This is a genomic window from Streptomyces niveiscabiei (assembly GCF_033794345.1).
Classification (GTDB): Bacteria; Actinomycetota; Actinomycetes; order Streptomycetales; family Streptomycetaceae; genus Streptomyces; species Streptomyces niveiscabiei.
In genome coordinates this window covers 275557-300575 of the sequence record NZ_JARAYJ010000001.1, presented here as the reverse complement: position 1 = coordinate 300575, position 25019 = coordinate 275557, and the positions used below count along the sequence as shown (strand labels likewise).

Below are 25019 nucleotides of genomic sequence, written 5' to 3'. Positions count from 1 at the left end.
CGAAACGGGTCGGCCATGCGGTGCCTCCTCCCAAGACCGCTTGAACTGTTCGAAATATACGTTGTCCTGGCCCTGGAGAGGCTGGCCGAACAGGTATTGCTTGCGCGAACCCGCGCGCCCGGTTCGGGCAGTCACCACCGAGTACGCGGGCGGAAAGAACGAGCCGTACGGGGCGCACGGACTCTCCCGTGCGCAATGCCCGGGGCGGCTGATTCCCGACGTTTCCATGAACCGGATCGCGGGCCGCGGCCCGAGCGGCCGAACCGGAACCCGGCATGTCCGCGGGGAGAGAGTTTGAGCCGTGAGGGCCGGATTCGGGAGCCGCGTACGTCATGGGCCGGGCATGAACTTTTCATGATTGCGCTCATGCGTTGCTCACTGGGCGGCCCCCGGCGGGAATGGGAGCATGCGCAGCACGCTCCGAGTGGGGGACACCCGGACCCGGGTCCAGGGGATGCGACTCGAAAGGGGAGAGCACGCTATGGAGATCAAGGTATTGGGGCCGCTCACGGCGGTGGAACAGGGCATGTCGGTGGTGCCCAGCGCGGCCAAGCCCCGGCAGATCCTGGCCCTGCTCGCGCTACAGGCCGACCACGTCGTCACCGTGCCCACACTGATGGCCGAGATCTGGGGGGAGCGGATACCGCGCAGCGCGTCCACGACCCTCCAGACCTACATCCTCCAGCTGCGCCGCCGTATCGCGGCCGGCCTCGTCGGGGACGCCCGGGGCGCGAAGGACGTCCTGGTCACCCAGTTCGGCGGCTACCTGCTGCACGTCCAGCCCGGCCAGGTCGACGTCCAGGAGTTCGAGCAGCTCGTCGCCGACGGCCGGCTCGCCTACGACGCCGGCGACTACCGCACCGCCTCCCGCCTCCTCGGCGCCTCCCTCGCCCTGTGGCACGGCCCCGCCCTGGTGGACGTCCGCGCGGGCAGCGTCCTCGAACTGGAGGTGCTGCGCCTGGAGGAGAACCGGATGGCGGCCCTGGAACGCCGTATCGAGGCGGACCTCCACCTCGGCCGGCACGCGGAAGTCGTCCCGGAACTGCGGGTGCTGACGGCCCGGCACCCCATGAACGAGCGTTTCTGCGCCCAGTTCATGCTGGCCCTGCACCGCTCCGGCGGCGCCTGGCGGGCCCTGGAGGCCTACCAGCGGCTGCGCGGCGCCCTCGTCACGGAACTCGGCCTCGAACCCTCCCCGTCGCTCCAGCAGCTCCACCACGCGGTCCTCTCGGGCGACACGGCCCTCGACCCCCAGCCGGCGGGCGTCTCCAGCCCTCTTCGAGCCCCCCTTCCTACGTTGAGGGAATGACGACCCTCGATGAACTCCTGGCCGCCGCGCCGGCGCCTGATCTGGGGCGGGCCACCGCTGAGCTGAAGCTGCTGAAGGAGGAGGTGAGCCGGGGACCCGACCCGGAGGCCACGCGGCGCCAGCACGGGAAGGGGAAGCTGACCGTCCACGAGCGGCTCGACCTGCTCTTCGACCCGGGGACGTTCACCGAGATCGAGCCCCTGCGCCGGCACCGGGCCACCGGCTTCGGGCTGGAGGAGCGCAAGCCGCACGGGGACGGCGTGGTGATCGGCTGGGGCGAGGTGCACGGGCGGACCGTGTTCGCCTACGCCCACGACTTCCGGGTGTTCGGCGGGGCCCTCGGGGAGGCCCACGCCGCCAAGGTCCACAAGGTGATGGACCTCGCCCTCTCCGCCGGCGCCCCCCTCGTCGGGCTCAACGACGGCGCGGGCGCCCGCATCCAGGAAGGTGTCACCGCGCTCGCCGGGTACGGCGGCATCTTCCGCCGCAACACCCGCGCCTCCGGGATCATCCCGCAGATCAGCGTGATGCTGGGCCCCTGCGCGGGCGGCGCGGCCTACTCCCCGGCGCTCACCGACTTCGTGTTCATGGTCCGCGAGACCTCGCAGATGTTCATCACCGGACCGGACGTCGTCCAGGCGGTGACCGGCGAGGAGATCACCCACAACGGGCTCGGCGGAGCCGACGTGCACGCCGCCACCTCGGGCGTCGCCGGGTTCTGCCACGACGACGAGGCCGAGTGCCTCGAAGACGTCCGGTTCCTGCTGTCGCTGCTGCCGCAGAACAACCGCGAACTCCCCCCGGACGTCCCGGCCGGCGACCCCGCCGACCGCCGCACCGACACCCTGACCTCGCTGGTCCCCGCCGACCCGGCGCAGGCGTACGACATGCGCGCGGTCGTCGAGGAGATCGTGGACGACGGCGAGTTCTTCGAGGTCCACGAGGCGTGGGCGCGCAACGTGGTGTGCGGGTTCGCCCGCCTCGGCGGCCAGGTCGTCGGCATCGTCGCCAACCAGCCCGCCGCCCTCGCCGGGGTCCTGGACATCCACGGCTCGGAGAAGGCCGCCCGGCACGTCTCGATCTGCGACTCCTTCAACATCCCGCTGGTCACCCTCGTCGACGTACCCGGTTTCCTGCCCGGCGTGGACCAGGAGCACGGCGGGATCATCCGGCACGGCGCGAAGCTGCTGTACGCGTATTGCAACGCGTCCGTGCCCCGGATCTCCCTGGTGCTGCGCAAGGCGTACGGCGGCGCGTACATCGTCATGGACTCGCGCTCGATCGGCGCGGACCTCACCTTCGCCTGGCCGACGAACGAGATCGCGGTGATGGGCGCGGACGGCGCCGCGAACGTCGTCTTCCGCCGGGAGATCGCCGCCTCGGACGACCCGGAGGCGACCCGCGCCCGCCTCGTCGAGGACTACCGCGCCGAGCTGATGCACCCCTACTACGCCGCCGAACGCGGCCTCCTCGACGACGTCATCGACCCCGGCGACACCCGCCGCACCCTGATCCGCTCCCTGACGATGCTGCGCGGCAAGAACGCGGTGCTCCCGGACCGCAAGCACGGCAACGTCCCCCTGTGACACAGTGCCCGGGTGACCCACTCCTCCCGGACGGCCTACGACGACATGGGAACCCCGGTCCACCTGCCCCGCCCGCCGCGCCGCGTCGTCTCCCTGGTCCCCTCCCTCACCGAGGCCCTCGCCGCCACGGGCACGCTGGTCGGCGCGACCGACTGGTGCACGCACCCGGCCGGCCTCGACGTCACCCGAGTCCGGGGCACGAAGAACCCGGACCGGGCGGCGATCACCGCGCTCTCGCCGGATCTGGTGATCGCGAACAAGGAGGAGAACCGCGAACTGGACGTGCGGCGGCTGCGGGAGGCCGGGGTGCCGGTGTGGGTGACCGTCGTGGAGACGGTTCCGCAGGCGATCGGGTCGCTGGAGCGGCTGTTCACGCAGGTGCTGCGGACCGGGGAGCCGGGGTGGCTGGGGGAGGCGCGGGAGCTGTGGACGGGGGAGGTGCCGCCGGTCATGGCGAGTGTGGCGGTGCCGGTCTGGCGTGATCCGTGGATGGTCGTCGGGGGGTCCACCTTCACCGGGGATCTGCTGCGGCGGGCCGGGTTCGCCAATGTGTTCGACGGGGACGCGCGGGGGCGGTACCCGGCTGTGGAGGTGGGGGAGATCCGCGCGGACGTGGTGCTGCTGCCGGACGAGCCGTACGCGTTCTCGGCGGCGGACGGTCCGGAGATGTTCCCCGATGTGGAGGTGCGACTGGTCAGCGGACGGCTGCTGACCTGGTACGGACCGTCGCTGGTGGAGGCGCGTGAAGTGTTCGCGGGGAGGTAGGGCACGATGCTTGCCACGAATTCACTTGGACGTCCTACTATCTATTTAGTAGGACGTCCAAGTATCTGGTCGTACGTCGCTGGAAGGTCCCCATGAGCGAACTGCACCGCCCCACGCACCCCGTCCGGCTGGTCACCGCCTCCGCGCTGTTCGACGGCCACGACGCGTCGATCAACATCATGCGGCGGATCTTCCAGGCACAGGGCGCGGAGGTGATCCACCTCGGGCACAACCGCTCCGTGCGCGAGGTCGTGGACGCGGCGCTGGAGGAGGACGCGCACGGCGTGGCCGTCTCCTCCTACCAGGGCGGGCACGTCGAGTACTTCGAGTACCTGGTGGAGTCGCTGCGCGAGCAGGGCGCGGACCACGTCCGGGTGGTCGGCGGCGGGGGCGGCGTCATCGTCCCGGAGGAGATCACCCGGCTGCGCGCGTCCGGCGTGACGATCTTCTCGCCGGAGGACGGCCAGCGGATGGGCCTCGCCGGGATGGTCAACTCGGTCGTGCGGGACTGCGACTTCGACCTCTGGGACGGCCACCCGGCCGATGTGGACGCGGTGTTGGCCGGCGACCGCTTCGCCGTGGCCCGCGCGATCACGGGCGCCGAACTCGGCAAGCTGCCACGGGAGTTCATGGAGGCGCTGCGCGGTACGACGCGCACGGTCCCCGTCCTCGGCATCACCGGCACCGGCGGCTCCGGCAAGTCCTCGCTCACCGACGAACTGGTCCGGCGCTTCCGGGTCGACCAGCAGGACAAGCTCCGCATCGCGGTGATCGCCGTCGACCCGACCCGGCGGCGCGGCGGGGGCGCCCTGCTGGGGGACCGGATCCGGATGAACTCCCTCGACGGCAACCGGGTGTTCTTCCGCAGCCTCGCCACCCGCGGGAGCCGCGAACTCCCCGAGCACCTCGCCGACGTGATCGACGTCGTGAAGGCCGCCGGGTTCGACCTGGTGATCGTCGAGACGCCGGGCATCGGGCAGGGCGACGCGGCGATCGTGCCGTTCGTCGACACCTCGCTGTACGTGATGACACCGGAGTTCGGTGCCGCCTCCCAGCTGGAGAAGATCGACATGCTCGACTTCGCCGACACGGTCGCCATCAACAAGTTCGAACGCCGGGGCGCGAAGGACGCGCTGCGTGACGTAGGGCGCCAACTGGTCCGCAACCGCGAGGAGTTCGGCAAGAAGCCCGAGGACATGCCGGTGTACGGCACTTCGGCGGCGACCTTCAACGACGACGGCGTCACCGCCCTGTACCAGCACCTGCGGGGCGAACTCGCGGACAAGGGGCTGCCGTTGGCGGAGGGCTCGCTCCCGCACGTGGACGTCCGGCACTCCTCCGGCATCCGGCAGGTGGTCCCGGCGGAGCGGGTGCGCTACCTCGCCGAGATCACCGACACGATCCGCGCCTATCACGCGCAGACCCTCCGACTCGCGGACGCGGCACGGCGGTTGCAGCGGCTCACCGAGGTCGAGGGCGAGTTGGCGCGGGCGGGGTCCGACGCGGCGAACCTGGCGCCGTTGATCAAGAATGCCCGTCGTGACCTGCCGGGCGACATCGCCGACGAGATCGCGAGCTGGCCCGCTGTCGTGGCCAGTTACTCCGGCGACGAGCAGATCGTCACCGTACGCGGCAAGGAACTGCGCACCCGGCTCACCCGCGAGTCCCTCTCCGGCAACAAGATCCCGCGCGTCGCCCTGCCCCGGTTCACCGACCACGGCGAGCTGGTGAGCTACTGGCGCCGCGAGAACCTCCCGGGCCGGTTCCCGTTCACCGCGGGCGTGTTCCCCTTCAAGCGGGACGGCGAGGACCCGGCGCGGATGTTCGCGGGCGAGGGCGACCCGTTCCGCACGAACCGGCGCTTCAAGCTGCTCTCCGAGGGCCAGCCCGCGACCCGCCTGTCCACGGCGTTCGACTCGGTCACCCTCTACGGCCGCGACCCCGACGAACGCCCCGACATCTACGGCAAGGTGGGCACGTCCGGCGTCTCCGTCGCGACCCTCGACGACATGAAGGCCCTCTACGACGGCTTCGACCTGGTCGCCCCCACGACCTCCGTGTCGATGACGATCAACGGCCCCGCGCCGACGGTCCTGGCGTTCTTCCTCAACACGGTGATGGACCAGCGCACCGACGCGTTCCGCGAGGCGGAGGGCCGCGAACCGTCCCCCGAGGAGGCCGAGGGACTGCGCGCCGAGGCGCTCGCGAGCGTGCGCGGCACGGTCCAGGCCGACATCCTCAAGGAGGACCAGGGCCAGAACACCTGCCTGTTCTCCACCGAGTTCAGCCTCCGCATGATGGCCGACATCCAGGAGTGGTTCATCGAGCAGAAGGTCCGCAACTTCTACTCCGTCTCCATCTCCGGCTACCACATCGCCGAGGCCGGGGCGAACCCGATCAGCCAGCTCGCCTTCACCCTCGCCAACGGATTCACCTACGTCGAGGCGTACTTGGCGCGCGGCATGCACATCGACGACTTCGCCCCCAACCTCTCCTTCTTCTTCTCCAACGGCATGGACCCCGAGTACGCGGTCCTCGGCCGCGTCGCCCGCCGGATCTGGGCGGTCGCGATGAAGGAGAAGTACGGCGCGAACGAGCGCAGCCAGAAGCTGAAGTACCACGTCCAGACCTCCGGACGCTCCCTGCACGCCCAGGAGATGGACTTCAACGACATCCGCACCACCCTCCAGGCGCTCATCGCCCTCTACGACAACTGCAACAGCCTGCACACCAACGCCTACGACGAGGCGGTGACCACCCCCACCGAGGAGTCGGTGCGCCGGGCGCTCGCGATCCAGCTCATCATCAACCGCGAGTGGGGGCTCGCGATGAACGAGAACCCGCTCCAAGGGTCGTACGTCATCGACGAGTTGACCGACCTCGTCGAGGAGGCGGTGCTCCAGGAGTTCGAGCGGATCAGCGAGCGCGGCGGGGTGCTGGGCGCGATGGAGACCGGCTACCAGCGGGGCCGGATCCAGGACGAGTCGATGCTGTACGAGCAGCGCAAGCACGACGGGACGCTGCCGATCGTCGGCGTCAACACGTTCCGCAACCCGCACGCCGGCACCGCCGCCCCCGGCCCGGTGGAGCTGGCGCGGGCGACCGAGGAGGAGAAGCGGTCGCAGCTGGAGCGGGTCGTGGAGTTCCGTACGCACCACCGGAGCGAGGCCCACGAGGCGCTGGCCGCGCTGAAGGAGGCGGCGGTCGGGGACGGCAACGTGTTCGCGGTGCTGATGGAGGCGGCCCGGGTGTGCACGCTCCAGCAGATCACCGAGGCGTTCTTCGAGGTGGGGGGCCAGTACCGGCGGAACGTCTGAGCGGACGCGGGGCGGCTTCCGGCCGGGGCCTGCTGGAGCCGGCGTGAAAGGTTCGTACAGGAGAAGTACAACTTTAAGTCTCAAGATTCCCTTGGGCGGGTCCGGCTGTGAGGCTGGGGACACGGGGTGATGTCTCAGTCGGATCGAGCGACCAGGAACTGAAGTGACTCACGACCGCAGGCCCCACGGGGCCGGCCCCGCACTGCTGGCCCTCGTGCTCACCGGGCTGCTGGGTCTCGGCTGGGCGGTGTCGGGAATCCGGCCGACCTCCGTCGAGGCCCCCCGCCTCCAGCCCCATCCGGTCTACGGCGACGGCGTGTTCGTGGTGCGGATGGACATGGTGGCGGGGCCGGTGGTCCGGCCCGTGGTCCCGGCCGGGCCCGAGGGGCGCTTCCCGTCCCCCTCGCCACTGCCGCCACCCGTGCCGCCGGGGTGAGGGGACGGGGCGACCGGGTCCCGCAAGACCGCGAAAAGCGCGTGTCGCCCCTCCCGGAACGCCGGTCCCCCTTCCGCCCCGGGGCGTCAATCGCCCTTCAGTGCAGGCGTGTTCGCCGCGAACGCGTCCGCCGCCGCCAGGTCGAAGTCCCCGTGATCGCTGCCCAGCCCCCGCGCCACGAGAGCCGCCGCCGCGCACCCCAGCACCGCGGACTCCACGGCCGTACGCCCGAGCCCGATCCCGCGCAGGAACCCGGCGGAGAAGGCGTCACCGCACCCGGTCGTGTCGACGGCGTCGACCGCGAACGCCGGTACGGTCACGGTCTCTTGAGCCGTCACCACCAGCGCCCCGCGCGCCCCCATCGTCACGGCGACACAGCCCACGCCGCGCTCCAGGAAGACCCGCGCCCCCGCCTCGACGCTCTCCGCGCCGGTGAACCCCACGACCTGGTCCTCGTTGGGCAGCAGGTAGTCGACGTACGGCAGCGCGTCCGCGATCCAGTCGAACAGCCCGCTGTCGCCGCCCGCGAGGATGTCCATCGAGGTGACGGTCCCCGCCTCCTGTGCGGGCCGCAGGATCTTCGCAGCCCCCTCCCCGCCCATCAACTCCGGTGCGCCCAGGTGGAGATGGGTGGACGCGGCGATCTCGGCGTGCGGGGCGTCGTCGGGGCCGTAGGTGATGTTCGCGCCCAGCACGTGGAACGCGGGCCGGCTCCCGTCGGGCCGGATCGGCAGCACCGACGCCGAGGTCTGGGCGTCGTCGCGCCGTACGACGAGGGACGTGTCGACGCCGAACCTGCCGAGCAGGCTCAGCATCAGGTCGCCGATCGGGTCGGTCCCGATCGCGCCGGCCGTCCGGACCGCCGCGCCCAGCTTGGCCAGGGTCACCGCGGTCCCGGCCGCCGTGCCCGCCGGGCCGAACCGGATCTGGTCGACCAGCGTCGCGCCCTGCCCGTCCGGGATGGACTCGACGGGGCGGACCTGGACGTCGAACACGTGGGCGCCGAGCGCTATGACCGACTGACTCACGGGGCTCTCCCTCTTCCTGTTGCCGGACTCGTTACGGCTTCGCCGCGCGCGTACTGCCGTACCCGCTGTTCAACGCGGCGGTGATGACGGCGACTTGCTGCTCCTCGTCGAGCGCGCGCGGGGTGCCGAGGGCGGCGGCGCGGGCGTAGACGTCGCAGGCCCACTCCAGCAGGAGCGCGTTCTCCACGGCCTTCTCCAGCGTCGGACCGTGCACCACCGCGCCGTGGTTGGCCATCAGCGCCGCCGACTTGCCCTCCAGCGCGGCGAACACGTGACCGGCCAGCTCCGGGCTCCCGAACACCGCGAACGGCGCGACCCGTACGGCGCCGCCGAGCAGCAGCATCTGGTAGTGCACGCAGGGGAGTTCGTCGAGGACGAGGGAGAGGGCGGTGGCCCTCGGGGAGTGGGTGTGGACGACCGCGCCCGCGCCGAAGCGCTCGTAGATCCCGAGGTGCAGCTCCAGTTCGGAGGTGGGCGCCAACTCCCCTGCCAGCACCCGGCCTTCGAGGTCCACGACGGTCACCTCGGCGGGCGTCGCCCGGCCGAGCACCGCGCCTGTCGCGGTGACCGCCACGCCGTCGTCGGTCCGTACGCTCACGTTCCCCGCGGTGCCGATCAGCAGGCCCGCGTCCGCGAGCCGCCGACTGGCCTCCGCGACCGCGTGCCGCGCCTGTGCGGCCGGATTCGCCTCCGTCATGACGCGAAAGGTAACCTGAACATGAAACAAAGTCACGTTTGGTTTCGGGATTTTCGGGATCGGAGCGAGAACGCGTGGAACCCCCGGCAGGGCAGGGCGAGTTGACCGGCGTACGGCTCAGGCGTACGCCCCGGCAGGCCCGTTCCGTGGAGAAGGTCGCCCGGGTGCTGGCGGCGGCGGAGCGGCTGCTCGCCGAGGAGGGCGTCGACGTCCTCACCACGACCCGGGTCGCCGCCGAGGCCGGGGTGTCGGTGGGGGCGCTGTACCAGTACCTCCCCGACCGGGACGCGATCGTCGAGGCGCTGGCCGGGCTGTACCTGGGGCGCCTGGAGACGGCGATGGAAACACTGGTGCGGCGCGCCGGGGAGGAGACCTGGCCCGACCCCGTGACCGTCCTCGTCGACGCCTTCGCCGGGCTCTACCGCTCCCAGCCCGGCTTCCGCGCGCTCTGGTTCGGCCGCCACCTCACCGAGGGCACCCGCGAGGCCGACCGCCGCCACAAGTCCGCGATGGCCGAGGGCCTGCACCGCGTCCTCACCGCCCAGCACCTCCTCCCCGCCACCCCGGAGGCGGCGACCGCCTGCCGCACGGCGTTCCTGGCGGCGGACGCGGTGACCCAGGAGGCGTTCCGCCTGGACCCGGAGGGCGATCCGGCACTCCTGAGCCAGCTCAAGACACTGCTGGGGGCGTATCTGGGGCGGCTCGGGGGGTAGGGGGCGGGGCGGGGTGCTGGGTGAGCGGCTGTGGGGGCGCTGATGGGGTGGGGGTGATTGCTTCGCGTGGCGGCTGCGGGCGGGGTGCCGTGCGCGGAGCGGGGTGCGGGGTACGTGGTTGCCGGGCCGTCGATGGGGTGGGGGTGATTGCTTCGCGTGGCGGCTATGGGCGGGGCGTCGTACGCGGAGCGGGGGTGCTGGGCCAGCGGTTGCTGGGTCGGTGAGGAGCGGGGTCGGTCGCTTTGCGTGGTGGCCCGCCGTACGAGGGCGGGGTGTCGGGTCGGCGGTTACTGGGGCGCTGATGGGGTGGGGTGATCGCCTCGCGCGGCGGCTGCGGGCGTGCGCGGCGGGCGCGGGGGTGATTGCCTCGCGCGGTGGCCGTGGGTGGGGGCGGCCCAGTGGTTGTCGGGGCGGTGGCTGTGGGGCCGTCGATGGGGTGGGAGGTGATTGCCGGGGTGTGTGGTGGTGTGGGTTGCGGGTTCCGTGCGGTCGTTCGGTTCCGTCGTCGTGGGTGGCGTGGTGGTGTCCGGGGAGTGGTTAGCGGACGCTCTCCTTGGGCCGGTCCCCCTTCGTCGGCTCCTGCGGGGCCTCCGCCCCTTCGTCCCGTGGCTCGTGGCCCTCGGCCCCCGCCAGGTCCGGCAGGAGTCCGCACAGGGCGTTCACCTGGGTCGGGCCCATCACCTCGCTCAGTGCTTCGCGGACCGTTGCCGCCAGGGTGCATGACGTCTCGCGCAGGAGGTCGCGGGCCTTGTCCGTGAGCATCACGGCGATGCCTCGCTTGTCGCCGCAGACCGAGCCCCGGGTGACCAGGCCGGCGTGCTGGAGGCAGGCGATCTGGTAGGTGAGGCGGGTCTTGGGGCGGCCCAGGAGTTCCGCGACGCGCGTCATGCGCAGGCCCTCGGGGCGGTCAGCGAGCAGGCACAGGACCAGGAACTCGTCGTGCGACACGTCCAGCCGGTCCTTGAGCAGCGTGTGCAGGCGTTGCTCCACCGCGCCGGTCGCGGCCAGCAGCAGCATCCAGCTCCGCAGCTCGCGCGGGAGCTCTCCGCCCTCCGCTTTTCCAGGGCATCCGGGCAGGTCGGTGGGGTGTTCCTCGCTGGCGGCCATGGTCTCGAGTGTATCGGCGGCGCCGATTTCCCCCACCGGGTTGTTCAGATTTGGATAACTGGGTACGCTTCCCTCGTCCAAATTTGGATGACCTTCTCGACCGGGAGTTGTGAACCATGACCGTCGCCGTCGCAACAGGGCTCTGGCAGCTGGACCCGACCACTACCACCGTCGAGCTGAAGCACAAGACGATGTGGGGTCTGGTCACCGTGAAGGGCGTCTTCTCCGGCGTCACCGGCAGCGGTGAGGTCGGCGAGGGGGGCACCGCGACCGGCGTCTTCACCGTGGACGCCGCCTCCATCGACACGAAGAACACGAAACGGGACGTCCACCTGCGCTCCGCGGACTTCCTCGACACCGACAACCACCCGGAGATCACCTACGCCGTGCGGACGGCGGAACCGCGCGGCTCGGACCAGGTGCACATCACCGGCCGGCTCACCGTGCGCGGCGTCAGCCGCCCGCACACCTTCACCGCCGCCCTCGCCGACGTCAGCGCCGACGCGGTCACGCTCAACGCCGAATTCGTCATCGACCGCAAGGACTTCGGGCTCGACTGGAACCAGCTCGGCATGATGAAGGACCGGACGACCATCACCGCCGCCCTGCGTTTCACCCGCCAGGGCTGACGCCGGCGCCGAGCGTGTGAACGGGGTGAGAACCGGCGCGTTGCTGTCGCCGTCCGTGTCGCTGTTGGGCCGAACGGGTGACATGGCGTAAGAATTGGCTGGTGCAGCATGGAACGCGAGTCAGTTCGGGGGGTGCCGGTGAACCGCTACGACGTCACCGATGAGCAGTGGGAAGGGCTCGCCCAGGTCGTGCCGCTCCGGGGGCGCGACGCGTGGCCCTCGGCGGTCGACCACCGCTCCCTCCCGGAGCCCGACACGGAGGCGCGCCGCCGCTTCGTGGTCCTCAGGATCAACGTCTTCGCGGACGCGAGAGAGGTGGCCGAGACCCTCATGGCCGGCATCCCGGTCCTCCTCGACCTCACCGGCGCCGAGACGGAGGTCGCCAAACGCGTCCTCGACTTCTCCACAGGCGTGGTCTTCGGCCTGGCCAGCGGCATGCACCGGGTCGACCGCAACGTGTTCCTGCTCACGCCTCCAGGGACCGAGGTCAGCGGAATCATGGAGGGGGCGGGGGTCTAGGCAAGGGGGCGCCGGGCGCTCCGGCGATGCCGTGAGCGGGCCAGGGCGGGCGGCCTCGGACGGTACCGGGCGCGGGTGAGCCGAACCGGCGAGGCCGGGGTGCTGAGGCAGGCGCTCCGGCGCGGTCGCGTTCACCTTGCCGGACAGGCGGTCTCCCCCGGCGCCGTGCGAGAGCTGGCGCCGGAGCCGGCGCGGCGGAATGCCGGGCACTGCGAGTGGTGCCGGGTGTGCGGGGCTGCGGCTGTCGGGAGGACCTCTTCGCGTGGTGCGCCGGGGCTTCTCGCCGGGTGGCCGCTCAGGTCTCGTCTTCTCAGCCGTGCCGGAGTTCGTACCGGCGTCGGGTTCGATGATGCGTCCGCCCTGTTTCACGCGGCCCGGCAACCTCCGCCTGGCAGACAAACCCGACAGTCCCACCATCGCCGGTTTCGGTCAGTGGCGTTGACCGGATTCCGGTGCGCTGGTCGCTCGTTCGGGGGAATGCGGGGTGGGCGGAACGGTTCGCCCCCTTGGGGAACTCCTACGGTCCCGGCATGGCCGTATCCCGTGTTTCTCGTGCGTCGCAGTCGCAGTCGCAGCCCCAGTCGCAGCAGGCGGTTGCGCGGACCCTGCGTGCGCCGAGGGTGCCGCCGCCTCGTAGCCGGGCCGGGCGGGTGGCGGGCGAATCCGCTATCGCTGCCGTCGTCGCCGCGCTGCCGCCGCATCCCGTTCTTGGCGGGGAGCCGGGCGGGTCGGTTCGGCGGCCCCGGCTCACCGAGTTGCGGCTCTCCGCCTATGCCAACCACCGGCGCGGGGTCTACCGGCTGGGGCCGGTCACGCTGTTCAGCGGGCGTAGTGGGAGCGGGAAGAGCAGTGCGCTGCGCGCGTACGCGGCGTTGTCGCGGCTCGGGGGCGGGAGTGCGGTGCGGGAGGTGTTCACGGACGTGGCGGAGTGCGTGCCGGTGTGGGCGCGCGCGGACGGGGAGGGGCGGAGGGGGTTCCGGATCGGGTGTACGGCGGACGGCCCCGAGGGACCCGTCGCGCTCGACGTCGCCGTACAGGCCGAGCCGCGGATGCGGATCGTGGGGGAGCGGCTCAGCGTGGGCGGCACGGTGCTGCTGGAGACCGCGTTACGGGACCCGGCCCGGCCGTACGTGGACGCCGCCTGGCACACCGGCGGTTCGACGGCGCGGGTGCGCGCCCCCTTCCCGGACGACCAACTCGGCACCGCGATACTGCCGTTACGCGTCTCCGGGCGTACCGACGCGCAGCGCCGCGTGATCGCCGCCGCCGAGCAGATGGTCGTCGCCCTGCGGTCCGTCTTCTTCTGCGACCCCGACCCCGACGCGATGCGCGTCCCCGTCCGCCCCGGCTCCGGGCGGCTCATGACCGGCTGCGACAACTTCGCTGACGTGGTCTTCCGCACCCGCGCCGAGTGCGCCCTGCGCCACGCCGCCCTGGTCGTCGCGGTGGACGCCGGATGCGCGGGTCCGGTCGTGGACCTGCGCGCCGAGGCGCTCACGGACGGCCGCCTGCACGCCGTACTCGACCGCGGCGGCGGGACCACCGCGCTGCCGCGGCTCGGCGATGGCGAACTGCGCCACCTCGGCCTCGCGCTGGCCCTGCTCACCGGGCCCGGCGTCCTGACGGTCGACGCGCCGCGCGAACTCCCCACGCCCTTCAACGCGTTGACGGTCCTCGCCGACAACTTCGACAGCCACCTCGACCTCCGGCAGCGGTACGCGCTCCTCGAACTCGCCGTGCTGATGGCCGAGCGCGGGCACCTCCGGCTGCTCGGCACCTCGCCCGACGCCTCGTGGGCGCACGGGGCGGGCGGGGTCACGGTGGTACACCTTGACGGGTGACAGGAGAGACCACCCCCCTCGACGTGCCGGAACTCCAGCGCAGGCTGGCCGAGTTCGCCGCCGCCCGCGACTGGCAGCCGTTCCACACCCCGAAGAACCTCGTCGCCGCGCTCAGCGTGGAGGCGTCCGAACTCGTGGAGATCTTCCAGTGGCTGACCCCTGAGGAATCGGCCCGGGTGATGTCCGACCCGGACACCGCCCACCGCGTACGGGACGAGGTCGCCGACGTGCTCGCGTATCTGCTCCAGTTCTGCGAGGTCCTCGGCGTCGACCCGCTCGCCGCGCTCGCGGCGAAGATCGAACGCAACGAGAAGCGGTTCCCGGTGGCGGGGGGCGCGGTCGAAGCGGAATGAGGAGGGTCGTGGAATGGGCGCGTCCGATATCGCTGTGAGTAATCGTTCAGCCGTCCGAAACCGATTTGTTGTCCACAGATTTCCGCCTTCCTCTGGCTTTTCGTCTCACGGTCCCTCACTCTGGGTAGTGGACTGGTGAGTTGAGGCGGACGCGTGAGGAACGGGTCCTGGACGGACGGGGGGTGGCCCATGGACGCGGTGCGGCTCATCCTGGCGAGCCGGTGGGCGCTGGCGAGGGGCGGTGACGGCGCCGAGCTCCTCGCGGAGGTGTGGCAGGCGCAGGCCCTCGCGCAGGCGATCGGCAGCCGTCTCGCGGTCTCGGGGCCGCCCGAGCTGCGCGGCGAGGCCCTCGGGCTGACGGAGCTCGCGGGCCGGGGCTGCGGGGTCCTCGACGCCCCCGACCTCGCGCCCGAGGACCTGCGCGCCGCCCAGCTCACCGAGCTCGACGACGCCCGCCAGGCCCTCCTGTGCCTCGGCGGCCTCCTCGGCGAGGTCGGCATCGCCCTCGTCGGCCTCGCCTCCACGGCCCCCGACCAGACGACGTACTGGCAGTGCATGGAGGCCATCGACGCGGCGGACGAGTCCAGGGACCGGGTCCTGGAGATGCTGCGGAAACTCGCGGCGAAGGAGGAGGCGGCGTTACCGGAGAGATCGGGGGACGCGGTGTGAGCCGGGAAGCAGGGGGTGCCGGCCCTTGTGCAGGGCCGGGCGAGAGGCTCGCGGCCTGTGTGGGGCCGGATTCCTACGAGGTGTGCGCCGGGGTCAGCCGGGCTCGACCTCCTCGGACACCGCCCGCGGCGAACTCCCGGTCGACTGAAGGTCCGCGTCCAGTGCGGACAGGTCCGCGTTCAACGACGCCATCAGCTCCTCCATCTGCTGAAGCAACCCCTTCGGCTGCCCGGCGGAGCCCAGTTCCTCGGACATGACGGCCTCCTCGGCCCGCGGCCCCTCCAAGGGGCCGACGCGGGTGACGTCCCGGCGTTGACCTGCCGGGCACGGGTGCCGGGCGGTCCGGCTCCGACGTCCCAACGATCATCACGGGGGCCGGTCACTGCCCGACGCGCCCGGCGCCCGCGAGATTCACCCGGGAGGGGAGCCCGTGGGGCGCCCGTGACCGGCGGGGTTGACGGTCGCAAGGATGTGCGAGGTGCGAGCATGGCCCCATGGATCTCCGTATCTTCACCGAGCCCCAGCAGGGCGCGAGCTACGACACCCTCCTGTCCGTCGCGAAGGCGACCGAGGACCTCGGCTTCGACGCGTTCTTCCGCTCCGACCACTACCTCGCCATGGGCGGCGACGGCCTTCCCGGGCCCACCGACGCCTGGCTCACCCTCGCCGGGCTCGCCCGCGAGACCAAGCGCATCCGCCTCGGCACGCTGATGACCGCCGCGACCTTCCGGCTCCCCGGCGTCCTCGCCATCCAGGTCGCCCAGGTCGACCAGATGTCCGGCGGACGGGTCGAACTCGGCCTGGGCGCGGGCTGGTTCGAGGCGGAGCACACCGCGTACGGCATCCCCTTCCCCGCGGAGAAGTTCGGCCGCCTGGAGGAGCAGCTGGAGATCGTCACCGGGCTGTGGGGCACGCCGGTCGGGGAGACGTACGACTTCAAGGGCACCCACTACACGCTCACCGACTCGCCCGCGCTGCCCAAGCCCGCGCAGGCGAAGATCCCGGTGCTGATCGGCGGCGGCGGCCCCAAGCGCACCCCGCGCCTGACGGCCCGTTACGCCGACGAGTTCAACATGCCGTTCGCCTCCGTCGCGGACACGGAGAAGCAGTTCGGCCGGGTCCGCGCGGCCGTCGAGGAGGCGGGCCGCCCGGCGGACGCGCTCACCTACTCCAACGCGCTGGTCGTCTGCGTCGGCAAGGACGACGCGGAGGTCGCCCGCCGCGCCGCCGCGATCGGCCGCGAGGTCGACGAGCTGAAGGAGAACGGCCTCGCGGGGTCCCCGGCGGAGGTCGTCGAGAAGATCGGCGCGTACGCGGAGGCCGGCTCGACGCGGTTCTACCTCCAGATCCTGGACCTGGCGGACCTGGACCACCTGGAGCTGATCTCTTCGCAGGTGCAGACGCAACTGGGCTGAGACCGGGGGGCGGCCGGCCTGGGACCGGGGAGCGGGTGAGGCCCGGCGGGCGGCTGGGCTGGGAGCGGGTGGGCCGGGGTCGGTGTGGTCTGTGACGCGGTTGTGACCGGAGGTGTGGCTTCCGCCACAGCCCCGTGATCGTGTCGGCTGGTGAGGTGGCCCGATGCGCAGACTCCCGCTCCTCGTCCCGGCCCTCGCCGTCCTGCTCGCCGTCACCGCTTGCGGCGCGGAACGGGCGGGGGACACCGGGGCGGGGAGCGGTACGGGGCGCTCGGTGCCGTCGGCCTCTCCGTCCGCCTCTCCGGTCACCGACCCCGGCATCGACGGCGTGCGCGTCACCTCGGTGACCCTCCCGCCCGCGCCGTCCCCGCGCCCCAGCGGCGACTACGTCGTCCGGCCGGACAGCCTCGCGAGGCTCACGGCCGCGTACGAGGTGGTCAACAAGGGGGCCGAGGCGATGACGTACACCGTCACCGTCTCCTTCCGGTCCGCGTCCGGCGAGGCGATGGACAACCGGACGGTGACCGTGGACGCGGTCGCGCCCGGGAAGACCGTCACCGGGACGACGGAGGTCATCGGGGTCGCCGGAGCGGTCACGGCGAAGGTCGTCGAGGTCGCCAAGGTGCCCACCGCCGAAGCGCCTTCGACGGGCGGCGCCTGTCCCCCCTCGGGGGTACGGGTGTACGCCGACCGGGGTGACGCGGCGATGGGGCTCAGGGTCGTCGGCATCCACCTGGAGAACTGCGGCACGACCCCCTACGTCCTGGACGGCTACCCGGAGCTGACCCTCCTCGACGACCAGCACCGGACCGTCGACGGCATCGAGATCCTCAAGGGCACCGGCGACATCCCCATGGCACCCGACAGCGCCCCGCCCACCCGGATCACCCTGAAACCCGGCGAGCGGGCCCGGTCCGGACTGGCCTGGCGCAACACCACCGGCTTCGGAGACGCGGAGAACGTCCCCTACGTCCGCGTCCGCGCCAAGCCCGGCGCCGCCCCTGTCGTCATCTCCCCGTCCCTGGACCTCGGCACCACCGGCCAGCTCGGCGTCGGCGCCTGGGAGCCGGAGAAGCGCTGAGACCCCCTGCGCACAAGGCCCCCCGCACACCGGCCGCATAAAGCAAAGGCGCCGGTCAAGCGGGGTGTGAGAAAGTCTGTGCGACCGCTTTCACCTACCTTCCACCCGGCCGGAGAGGCCCATGTTCCTGACCATCACCACCACCGGCACGCCCGAACGCCCGGCGACCGACCTCGGCTACCTGCTGCACAAGCACCCCGACAAGGCGCAGACGTTCTCCACCTCCTACGGCACGGCGCACGTCCTCTACCCCGAGGCGGACGCCCATCGCTGCACGGCGGCGCTGTTGCTGGAGGTGGACGCGGTGGCGCTGGTCCGGCGGGGCAAGGGCAAGGGTCGGGGCGGCGCCCCGGACGCGGCGCTCGCGCAGTACGTCAACGACCGCCCGTACGCGGCGAGTTCACTGCTCGCCGTGGCGGTCGGCGCCGTGTTCTCCAGCGCGATGAAGGGGACGTGCCACGCCCGCCCCGAACTCCCGGCGCAGGGGCGCCCGTTGCGCATCGAGGTCCCGGCCCTGCCCGCCCGCGGCGGCGCCGCCCTCGTCCGGAACCTCTTCGAGCCGCTCGGCTGGAGAGTCACCGCCGAACCGGTCGCGCTGGACGCCGAGTTCCCGGAGTGGGGCGACTCGCGGTACGTCCGGCTCGTCCTGGAGTCCGAGGAGCTGACGCTCTCCCAGGCGCTGCGGCACCTGTACGTCCTGCTCCCGGTCCTCGACGACGCCAAGCACTACTGGGTCACCTCCGAGGAGGTCGACAAGCTGCTGCGGGCCGGCGAGGGCTGGCTCGCCGAGCACCCGGAGCACAAGCTCATCACCAGCCGCTACCTGTCCCGCCGCTGGTCCCTGACCCGGGAGGCCCTGGAGCGCCTCGAACTGGTCCGCCTCGCGGAGACCGACGACAGCGAGGTCGAGGAGATCGACAACGCGGTCGAGGCGGAGACGGAGGCGGAGGAGAAGCCGACCCCGCTGGCCGTCCAGCGCCGCGAGGCGATCCTCGCCGCACTGCGCGCCGCGCAGGCGTCCCGCGTCCTCGACCTGGGCTGCGGCCAGGGCGAGTTGGTGAAGGAACTGCTGAAGGACGTCCGGTTCACGGAGATCGTCGGCCTCGACGTGTCCGTGCGCGCCCTCACCGTCGCCGCCCGCCGCCTCAAGCTGGACCGCATGGGCGAACGCCAGGCGTCCCGGGTCACCCTGCGCCAGGGCTCGCTGGCCTACACCGACAAGCGGCTCAAGGGGTACGACGCGGCCGTGCTCAGCGAGGTGATCGAGCACCTCGACCTGCCGCGCCTGCCCGCCCTGGAGTACGCGGTGTTCGGCGCGGCGCGCCCCCGCACGGTCCTCGTGACGACGCCGAACGTCGAGTACAACGTCCGCTGGGAGACGCTCCCCGCCGGGCACGTCCGGCACGGCGACCACCGCTTCGAGTGGACCCGCGAGGAGTTCCGCGCCTGGGCCGGCGCGGTCGCCGAACGGCACGGCTACGACGTCGAGTTCACGCCGATCGGCCCCGACGACCCCGAGGTCGGCCCGCCGACCCAGATGGCGACGTTCACCCAGAAGACCGACAGCCAGAAGACCGAAACCGAGAAGGAGGCGAACGCGGCATGACCGAGCAGCACACCAGGGGACGCGAACTCCCCGTCACCGACCTGTCCCTCGTCGTCCTCGTCGGCGCCTCCGGCTCGGGCAAGTCCACGTTCGCCGCCCGCCACTTCAAGCGCACCGAGATCATCTCCTCCGACTTCTGCCGGGGCCTGGTCTCCGACGACGAGAACGACCAGAGCGCCACCAAGGACGCCTTCGACGTCCTGCACTACATCGCCGGCAAGCGCCTCGCCGCGGGCCGCCGCACGGTCGTCGACGCGACCAGCGTCCAGCCCGACGCCCGCCGCCAACTCGTCGAGCTGGCGCGGAAGTTCGACGTCCTGCCGATCGCGATCGTCCTCGACGTCCCCGAGGAGGTGTGCGCCGAGCGCAACGCGGCCCGCACCGACCGCGCCGACATGCCGCGCCGGGTCATCAAACGGCACATCGGCGAACTGCGGCGCTCGCTGCGGCACTTGGAGCGCGAGGGCTTCCGCAAGGTGCACGTCCTGCGCGGCGTGGAGGAGATCGACGCCGCGACCGTCCGCACCGAGAAGCGGTTCAACGACCTCACGCACCTCACCGGGCCGTTCGACATCGTCGGTGACATCCACGGCTGCGCGAGCGAACTGGACGCGCTGCTCGGCAAGTTGGGGTACGTGGACGGGGTGCACCCGCAGGGCCGTACCGCCGTGTTCGTGGGCGACCTCGTCGACCGGGGCCCGGACAGCCCGGGGGTGCTGCGGCGCGTCATGTCGATGGTGAAGTCCGGGAACGCGCTGTGCGTGCCGGGCAACCACGAGAACAAGTACGGGCGTCACCTCAAGGGCCGCAAGGTCCAGCACACGCACGGGCTCGCCGAGACCATCGAGCAGATGGCGGGCGAGAGCGAGGAATTCGTCGCCGAGGTGCGGAAGTTCATCGACGGGCTCGTCAGCCACTACGTCCTGGACGGCGGGAAGCTCGTCGTCTGCCACGCCGGACTGCCCGAGCGCTACCACGGCCGCACCTCGGGGCGGGTCCGCTCGCACGCGCTGTACGGGGAGACCACCGGGGAGACCGACGAGTTCGGGCTGCCGGTGCGGTATCCGTGGGCCGAGGAGTACCGGGGGAGCGCGGCCGTCGTCTACGGGCACACGCCGGTCCCGGAGGCGACCTGGCTCAACAACACCATCTGCCTGGACACGGGCGCGGTGTTCGGCGGCAAGCTGACCGCGCTGCGCTGGCCGGAGCGCGAACTCGTCGACGTACCAGCCGAGAAGGTCTGGTACGAGCCGGTGAAGCCGCTGCGCTCCGAGGCTCCGGGCGGCCACGACGGCCGTCCGCTGGACCTCGCCGACGTGCACGGGCGGCGGATCGTCACGACCCGGTACGAGGGGTCGACGCGGGTGTCCGTCCGTGAGGAGAACGCGGCGGCGGCCCTTGAGGTGATGAGCCGGTTCGCGATCGACCCGAGGCTGCTGCCGTACCTCCCGCCGACCATGGCGCCGACGGCGACCTCCCGCGCCGAGGGGTACCTGGAGCACCCGGTGGAGGCGTTCGCGCAGTACGCCGAGGGCGGGGTCCAGCGGGTCGTGTGCGAGGAGAAGCACATGGGGTCGCGGGCGGTCGTCCTGGTCTGCCGGGACGCGGAGGCGGCGCGCAAGAGGTTCGGGGTGGACGGGCCCACGGGGTCGCTGTACACCCGTACCGGGCGTCCGTTCTTCGACGACGAGACGGTCACCGAGGAGATCCTCGGCAGGGTCCGGGCGGCGGCCGACGCGGCCGGTCTGTGGGAGTCCCTGGAGACTGAATGGCTGCTGCTGGACGCCGAGTTGATGCCGTGGTCGCTGAAGGCGACCGGGCTGCTGCGGTCCCAGTACGCCGCTGTCGGCGCGGCCTCCGGGGCGGTGTTCCCGGGTGCGCTGGACGCGTTGGCGAAAGCCGCCGGACGCGGCGTGGACGTCGGCGAGTTGCTCACCCGGCAGCGTGAACGCGCCGCCGACGCCTCGGCGTTCACCGACGCGTACCGGCGTTACTGCTGGCCCACCGAGGGCCTGGACGGCGTCCGCCTGGCGCCGTTCCAGTTCCTCGCGGTCCAGGGCCGCAGCCTCGCCGCGCTCCCGCACGACGAGCAACTCGCCCTGCTGGACCGGCTGGTGGAGCACGACCCGACGGGCCTGCTCCAGACCACGCGCCGCCTGTACGTCGACACGGCCGACCCCGAGTCGGTCCGGGCGGGCGTCGACTGGTGGCTGGAGATGACCGGCGCGGGCGGCGAGGGCATGGTCGTCAAGCCCCTCGGAGCGGTGGTCCGCGACGGGGAGGGCCGCCTGGTCCAGCCCGGGATCAAGGTCCGGGGCCGCGAGTACCTCCGCATCATCTACGGCCCGGAGTACACCCGCCCCGACCAGCTCTCCCGCCTCCGGGGCCGCTTCCTGAACCACAAGCGTTCCCTGGCGATCCGCGAGTACGTCCTCGGTCTGGAGGCCCTGGACCGCCTCGCGGACGGCGAGCCCCTGTGGCGCGTCCACGAGCCGGTGTTCGGCGTCCTGGCCCTGGAGTCGGAGCCGGTGGACCCGAGGCTGTGAGCCGAGAGCCCCGGCCCGGAAGGAGTCGTTCCGGGCCGGGGCTTGGGCGAGATGGTTCCGGGACTGGGGCTAGGACTGGAGCGGGGGAGGAGGCTCGGGCTAGATGTTTCCGGAGCCGGGGCTCGGGCACGGAGGCTCAGGTGGGGTGTCTCCCGGGCCAGGCATGAGAAGCAGCCGCGAGGAGAGACCCGCAGGGCCGGGGCCGCCTCGCTCGGGCCGGAGTGCGATTCCGGGTGGGCCGCACCGGGCCGGGCCGGTGGACGGGTTCCGTGGGGATCGGGGCGAGCGGGCGGTGGCGGGCAGGGTCGTCGTACCCAGAAGCCGGAGCCGGGCTCCTGCGGCGGGTCTCGATGACGCCGGGTCCGGACCTCCGGGTGCCTCGATGGCGTCAGCCTCCCCACGCCGGTAGCCCGTCGGCCGTGCTGCCACGGCACCCGTGCCTCCGCCCCGCCGGAACCCGTCCCGTGGAACGGCCTTCCCCCTTCCGGAAGCGCCCCGACCCGTCCCTCCGGAAAACGCCATCCGGCAGAAAGACCCCCGTCGAAACCGGGTGAACCCGCCCCCCGATGGTCAGGATGGAGACATGGCATTCCATGTGGACTCCGAAGCCGGGCGGCTGCGTCGTGTGATCCTGCACCGGCCCGATCTGGAGCTGAAAAGGCTCACCCCCACCAACAAGGACGCCCTTCTCTTCGACGACCTCCTCTGGGTCCGGCGCGCCAGGGCCGAGCACGACGGGTTCGCGGACGTGCTGCGGGACCGGGGTGTCGCCGTGCACCTGTTCGGCGACCTGCTCACCGAGACGCTCGCGATCCCGGCCGCGCGGACCCTCGTACTCGACCGCGTCTTCGACGAGAAGGAGTACGGGCCGCTCGCCACCGACCATCTGAGATCCGCCTTCGAGACGCTGCCGTCCGCCGAGCTGGCCGAGCTGCTGGTGGGCGGGATGACCAAGCGGGAGTTCCTGGAGGCGCACCCCGAGCCGGCCTCCGTGCGGTTCCATGTGATGGAGCTGGATGATTTTCTGCTCGGCCCGCTGCCCAATCACCTCTTCACGCGGGACACGTCCGCCTGGATCTACGACGGCGTCTCCATCAACGCGATGCGGTGGCCGGCGAGGCAGCGGGAGACCGTGCACTTCGAGGCGATCTACCGGCACCATCCGCTGTTCAGGGACGAGAGGTTCCACGTCTGGTCACAGGGGCAGGCCGACTATCCGTCGACCATCGAGGGCGGTGACGTCCTCGTCATCGGCAATGGCGCCGTCCTGATCGGGATGAGCGAGCGGACCACCCCGCAGGCCGTCGAGATGCTCGCGCACAAGCTGTTCGCGGCGGGCTCGGCGGAGACGATCGTGGCGCTGGACATGCCGAAGGGCCGCGCGTTCATGCACCTCGACACGGTGATGACGATGGTCGACGGCGACACGTTCACGCAGTACGCGGGGCTCGGCATGCTCAGGTCGTACACGATCGAACCCGGCGTCGGGGACAAAGAGCTGAAGGTCACCGACCATCCGCCGGAGCACATGCACCGGGCCATCGCGGCGGCGCTCGGCCTGGACGAGATCCGGGTGCTGACGGCGACGCAGGACGTGCACGCGGCGGAGCGCGAGCAGTGGGACGACGGCTGCAACGTGCTGTGCGTGGAGCCGGGGGTCGTCGTCGCGTACGAGAGGAACGCGACGACAAACACCCACCTGCGCAAACAGGGCGTCGAGGTGATCGAGATCCCGGGGAGCGAGCTGGGGCGGGGCAGGGGCGGGCCGCGCTGCATGAGCTGTCCGGTGGAGCGGGACGCCGTATAGGACACGGGATTCTGTATAGAAATGCTGATCGTCGTATAGACTTCCACAGGTCAGTCTGTTCACGTACCTCTGGAGCGCCCCCATGGCGACAGTCCCGACCGCCCTCGCCGGCCGCCACTTCCTCAAGGAGCTGGACTTCACCGCCGAGGAGCTGCGCGGTCTGCTCGCGCTGGCCGCCGAGCTGAAGGCCGCGAAGCGGGCCGGGACCGAGACGCGGCACCTGACCGGCAAGAACATCGCGCTGATCTTCGAGAAGCCGTCGACGCGTACGCGCTGCGCGTTCGAGGTGGCCGCCGCCGACCAGGGCGCCTCGACGACGTACATCGACCCGGCCGGCTCGCACATCGGCAAGAAGGAGTCGACGAAGGACACCGCGCGGGTGCTCGGCCGCTTCTTCGACGCGATCCAGCTCCGCGGCGACGCGCAGGGAGTCGTCGAGGAGCTGGCCGAGCACGCGGGCGTCCCCGTCTACAACGGCCTCACGGACGACTGGCACCCCACGCAGATGCTCGCCGACGTCCTGACGATGACCGAGCACAGCGCGAAGCCGCTCGCGGAGATCTCCTTCGCCTACCTCGGCGACGCCCGCTTCAACATGGGCAACTCGTACCTGATCACCGGCGCCCTGCTCGGCATGGACGTCCGGATCGTCGCGCCGAAGCAGTACTGGCCCGCGCAGGAGATCGTGGACCGCGCGCAGGCGCTGGCCGAGACCAGCGGCGCGCGGATCACGCTGACGGAGACCGTCGCGGAGGGCGTCACCGGCGCCGACTTCGTCGCGACGGACGTGTGGGTCTCGATGGGCGAGCCCCAGGAGGTGTGGGCGGAGCGGATCGCCGCGCTCGCGCCGTACGCCGTGACCATGGACGTCCTGCGCGCCACCGGCAACCCGGACGTCAAGTTCCTGCACTGCCTGCCGGCCTTCCACGACCTGGGCACCAAGGTCGGCCGGGAGATCTTCGAGACGTACGGCCTGGAATCCCTTGAGGTCACCGACGAGGTCTTCGAGTCGGCCCACTCGGTCGTCTTCGACGAGGCGGAGAACCGGATGCACACGATCAAGGCGATCCTGGTGGCGACGCTGGCCTAGTGGCCGACCGGGATCACGGCCAGCCTGAACCAGACCGCCTTCCCCTTCTCCGTCGGCCGGTGGCCGCAGGAGGAGGAGAGGGCGCGGATCAGGAGCAGGCCCCGGCCGTGTTCCTGCCAGGGGTCGGGGTCGCCGCCGGAGGGGCGGGTCAGCTCGCCCGGCGGGGCCGGGTCCTGGTCGTGGACCTCGACCTGGCAGCCGCTCGGCAGCAGATGGACGACCAGTTCTATCGGCTCGCTGCCCGCCGTGTGCTCGACCGCGTTCGCCACCAGCTCGGCCGTCAGCAGCTCCGCCGTGTCGCTGTCCGCGCCGTGCTCGACCTCGGCCAGCGCCGTACGGACCAGGGCGCGCGCGACGGGTACGGCGGCGGCGGTGTGCGGCAGCGCGATGCGCCAGGAGGCCGAGGGCGGTCGTTCAGGCAAGGCGAGTCCGTTCATGGCGCAGGTTCCCGTGTCCGACATCAGGCAGTCCTGCTTTCAACTTTGTGGAATGGTACGGCCGCCTC

The 25019-nt window shown here is 71.7% G+C and carries 22 protein-coding genes; 17 read left to right on the top strand and 5 right to left on the bottom strand.

The window, feature by feature from the left end:
• The first annotated feature begins 481 nt into the window (after positions 1-481).
• The 5 genes from PV682_RS01265 to PV682_RS01245 all read left to right on the top strand — a co-directional run bounded on the left by PV682_RS01265 (position 482) and on the right by PV682_RS01245 (position 7413).
• Entirely contained in the window at positions 482-1309 is an 828-nt protein-coding gene (locus tag PV682_RS01265; RefSeq protein WP_055723866.1) for an AfsR/SARP family transcriptional regulator, read from the top strand.
• On the top strand, positions 1306-2895 hold the full coding sequence (locus PV682_RS01260) for an acyl-CoA carboxylase subunit beta (protein WP_319723028.1): 1590 nt from the start codon (positions 1306-1308) through the stop codon (positions 2893-2895). The genes PV682_RS01265 and PV682_RS01260 overlap by 4 nt, the downstream gene beginning before the upstream one ends.
• Positions 2896-2940: 45 nt before the next feature.
• Positions 2941-3660 carry a helical backbone metal receptor gene (locus PV682_RS01255; RefSeq protein ID WP_319723348.1) on the top strand — a complete coding sequence of 240 codons (720 nt, stop codon included), beginning with the start codon at positions 2941-2943 and terminating at the stop codon, positions 3658-3660.
• Positions 3661-3752: 92 nt separating this feature from the next.
• Positions 3753-6977, top strand: coding sequence for a fused isobutyryl-CoA mutase/GTPase IcmF (gene icmF, locus PV682_RS01250; protein WP_319723026.1), 3225 nt, complete (start codon positions 3753-3755; stop codon positions 6975-6977).
• Positions 6978-7140: 163 nt separating this feature from the next.
• Positions 7141-7413, top strand: coding sequence for a hypothetical protein (locus PV682_RS01245; RefSeq protein WP_319723024.1), 273 nt, complete (start codon positions 7141-7143; stop codon positions 7411-7413).
• A gap of 86 nt (positions 7414-7499) precedes the next feature.
• Here PV682_RS01245 and PV682_RS01240 read toward each other — a convergent pair whose 3' ends face one another.
• Both PV682_RS01240 and PV682_RS01235 read right to left on the bottom strand, forming a co-directional pair.
• Positions 7500-8441 carry a carbohydrate kinase family protein gene (locus PV682_RS01240; protein WP_319723022.1) on the bottom strand — a complete coding sequence of 314 codons (942 nt, stop codon included), beginning with the start codon at positions 8439-8441 and terminating at the stop codon, positions 7500-7502.
• A 31-nt stretch (positions 8442-8472) separates the two neighbouring features.
• A complete protein-coding gene (locus PV682_RS01235) occupies positions 8473-9138 on the bottom strand; it encodes a class II aldolase/adducin family protein (protein ID WP_319723020.1) in 666 nt (221 codons plus the stop codon).
• 74 nt (positions 9139-9212) lie between these two features.
• Between PV682_RS01235 and PV682_RS01230 the strand changes: the two genes are divergently transcribed.
• Positions 9213-9851 (top strand): TetR/AcrR family transcriptional regulator, encoded by a 639-nt coding sequence (locus PV682_RS01230; protein ID WP_319723018.1) that lies wholly within the window; start codon positions 9213-9215, stop codon positions 9849-9851.
• 537 nt (positions 9852-10388) lie between these two features.
• On the opposite strand, the gene PV682_RS01225 is transcribed toward PV682_RS01230, so the two are convergent.
• On the bottom strand, positions 10389-10958 hold the full coding sequence (locus PV682_RS01225) for a MarR family winged helix-turn-helix transcriptional regulator (RefSeq protein WP_319723016.1): 570 nt from the start codon (positions 10956-10958) through the stop codon (positions 10389-10391).
• 116 nt (positions 10959-11074) lie between these two features.
• Between PV682_RS01225 and PV682_RS01220 the strand changes: the two genes are divergently transcribed.
• The 5 genes from PV682_RS01220 (at position 11075) to PV682_RS01200 (ending at position 14969) form a co-directional block, all read left to right on the top strand.
• Positions 11075-11587 carry a YceI family protein gene (locus PV682_RS01220; protein ID WP_319723014.1) on the top strand — a complete coding sequence of 171 codons (513 nt, stop codon included), beginning with the start codon at positions 11075-11077 and terminating at the stop codon, positions 11585-11587.
• Between the two features lie 108 nt (positions 11588-11695).
• Entirely contained in the window at positions 11696-12106 is a 411-nt protein-coding gene (locus PV682_RS01215) for a cell division protein SepF (RefSeq protein ID WP_193555232.1), read from the top strand.
• 530 nt (positions 12107-12636) lie between these two features.
• Positions 12637-13947 carry an ATP-binding protein gene (locus PV682_RS01210; protein WP_319723011.1) on the top strand — a complete coding sequence of 437 codons (1311 nt, stop codon included), beginning with the start codon at positions 12637-12639 and terminating at the stop codon, positions 13945-13947.
• Positions 13944-14300 (top strand): nucleotide pyrophosphohydrolase, encoded by a 357-nt coding sequence (locus tag PV682_RS01205; RefSeq protein ID WP_319723009.1) that lies wholly within the window; start codon positions 13944-13946, stop codon positions 14298-14300. The genes PV682_RS01210 and PV682_RS01205 overlap by 4 nt, the downstream gene beginning before the upstream one ends.
• Before the next feature lie 189 nt (positions 14301-14489).
• Positions 14490-14969 (top strand): DUF6099 family protein, encoded by a 480-nt coding sequence (locus PV682_RS01200; protein ID WP_055723608.1) that lies wholly within the window; start codon positions 14490-14492, stop codon positions 14967-14969.
• 93 nt (positions 14970-15062) lie between these two features.
• Here PV682_RS01200 and PV682_RS01195 read toward each other — a convergent pair whose 3' ends face one another.
• A complete protein-coding gene (locus tag PV682_RS01195) occupies positions 15063-15224 on the bottom strand; it encodes a hypothetical protein (RefSeq protein ID WP_165854407.1) in 162 nt (53 codons plus the stop codon).
• 239 nt (positions 15225-15463) lie between these two features.
• Here PV682_RS01195 and PV682_RS01190 point away from each other — a divergent pair, with 239 nt between their 5' ends.
• The 6 genes from PV682_RS01190 to argF all read left to right on the top strand — a co-directional run bounded on the left by PV682_RS01190 (position 15464) and on the right by argF (position 24514).
• Positions 15464-16384, top strand: a complete 921-nt coding sequence (locus tag PV682_RS01190; RefSeq protein ID WP_319723006.1) for an LLM class F420-dependent oxidoreductase — start codon at positions 15464-15466, stop codon at positions 16382-16384.
• A gap of 163 nt (positions 16385-16547) precedes the next feature.
• Positions 16548-17465 carry a DUF4232 domain-containing protein gene (locus tag PV682_RS01185; RefSeq protein ID WP_319723004.1) on the top strand — a complete coding sequence of 306 codons (918 nt, stop codon included), beginning with the start codon at positions 16548-16550 and terminating at the stop codon, positions 17463-17465.
• A gap of 121 nt (positions 17466-17586) precedes the next feature.
• Positions 17587-19071, top strand: coding sequence for a 3' terminal RNA ribose 2'-O-methyltransferase Hen1 (locus PV682_RS01180; protein WP_319723003.1), 1485 nt, complete (start codon positions 17587-17589; stop codon positions 19069-19071).
• The gene (locus PV682_RS01175) at positions 19068-21617 is read left to right on the top strand and encodes a polynucleotide kinase-phosphatase (protein ID WP_319723002.1); all 2550 of its coding nucleotides are present in this window, start codon (positions 19068-19070) and stop codon (positions 21615-21617) included. The genes PV682_RS01180 and PV682_RS01175 overlap by 4 nt, the downstream gene beginning before the upstream one ends.
• A gap of 583 nt (positions 21618-22200) precedes the next feature.
• Entirely contained in the window at positions 22201-23424 is a 1224-nt protein-coding gene (locus PV682_RS01170) for an arginine deiminase (protein WP_319723001.1), read from the top strand.
• A gap of 82 nt (positions 23425-23506) precedes the next feature.
• Positions 23507-24514: an ornithine carbamoyltransferase gene (gene argF, locus PV682_RS01165; protein WP_319723000.1), complete on the top strand. Its 1008-nt coding sequence runs from the start codon at positions 23507-23509 to the stop codon at positions 24512-24514.
• Here argF and PV682_RS01160 read toward each other — a convergent pair.
• Complete coding sequence (locus PV682_RS01160; protein WP_319723344.1) at positions 24511-24951, bottom strand: ATP-binding protein; 441 nt, start codon at positions 24949-24951, stop codon at positions 24511-24513. The two genes, argF and PV682_RS01160, sit on opposite strands and share 4 nt — an antisense overlap.
• Positions 24952-25019 lie beyond the last annotated feature (68 nt).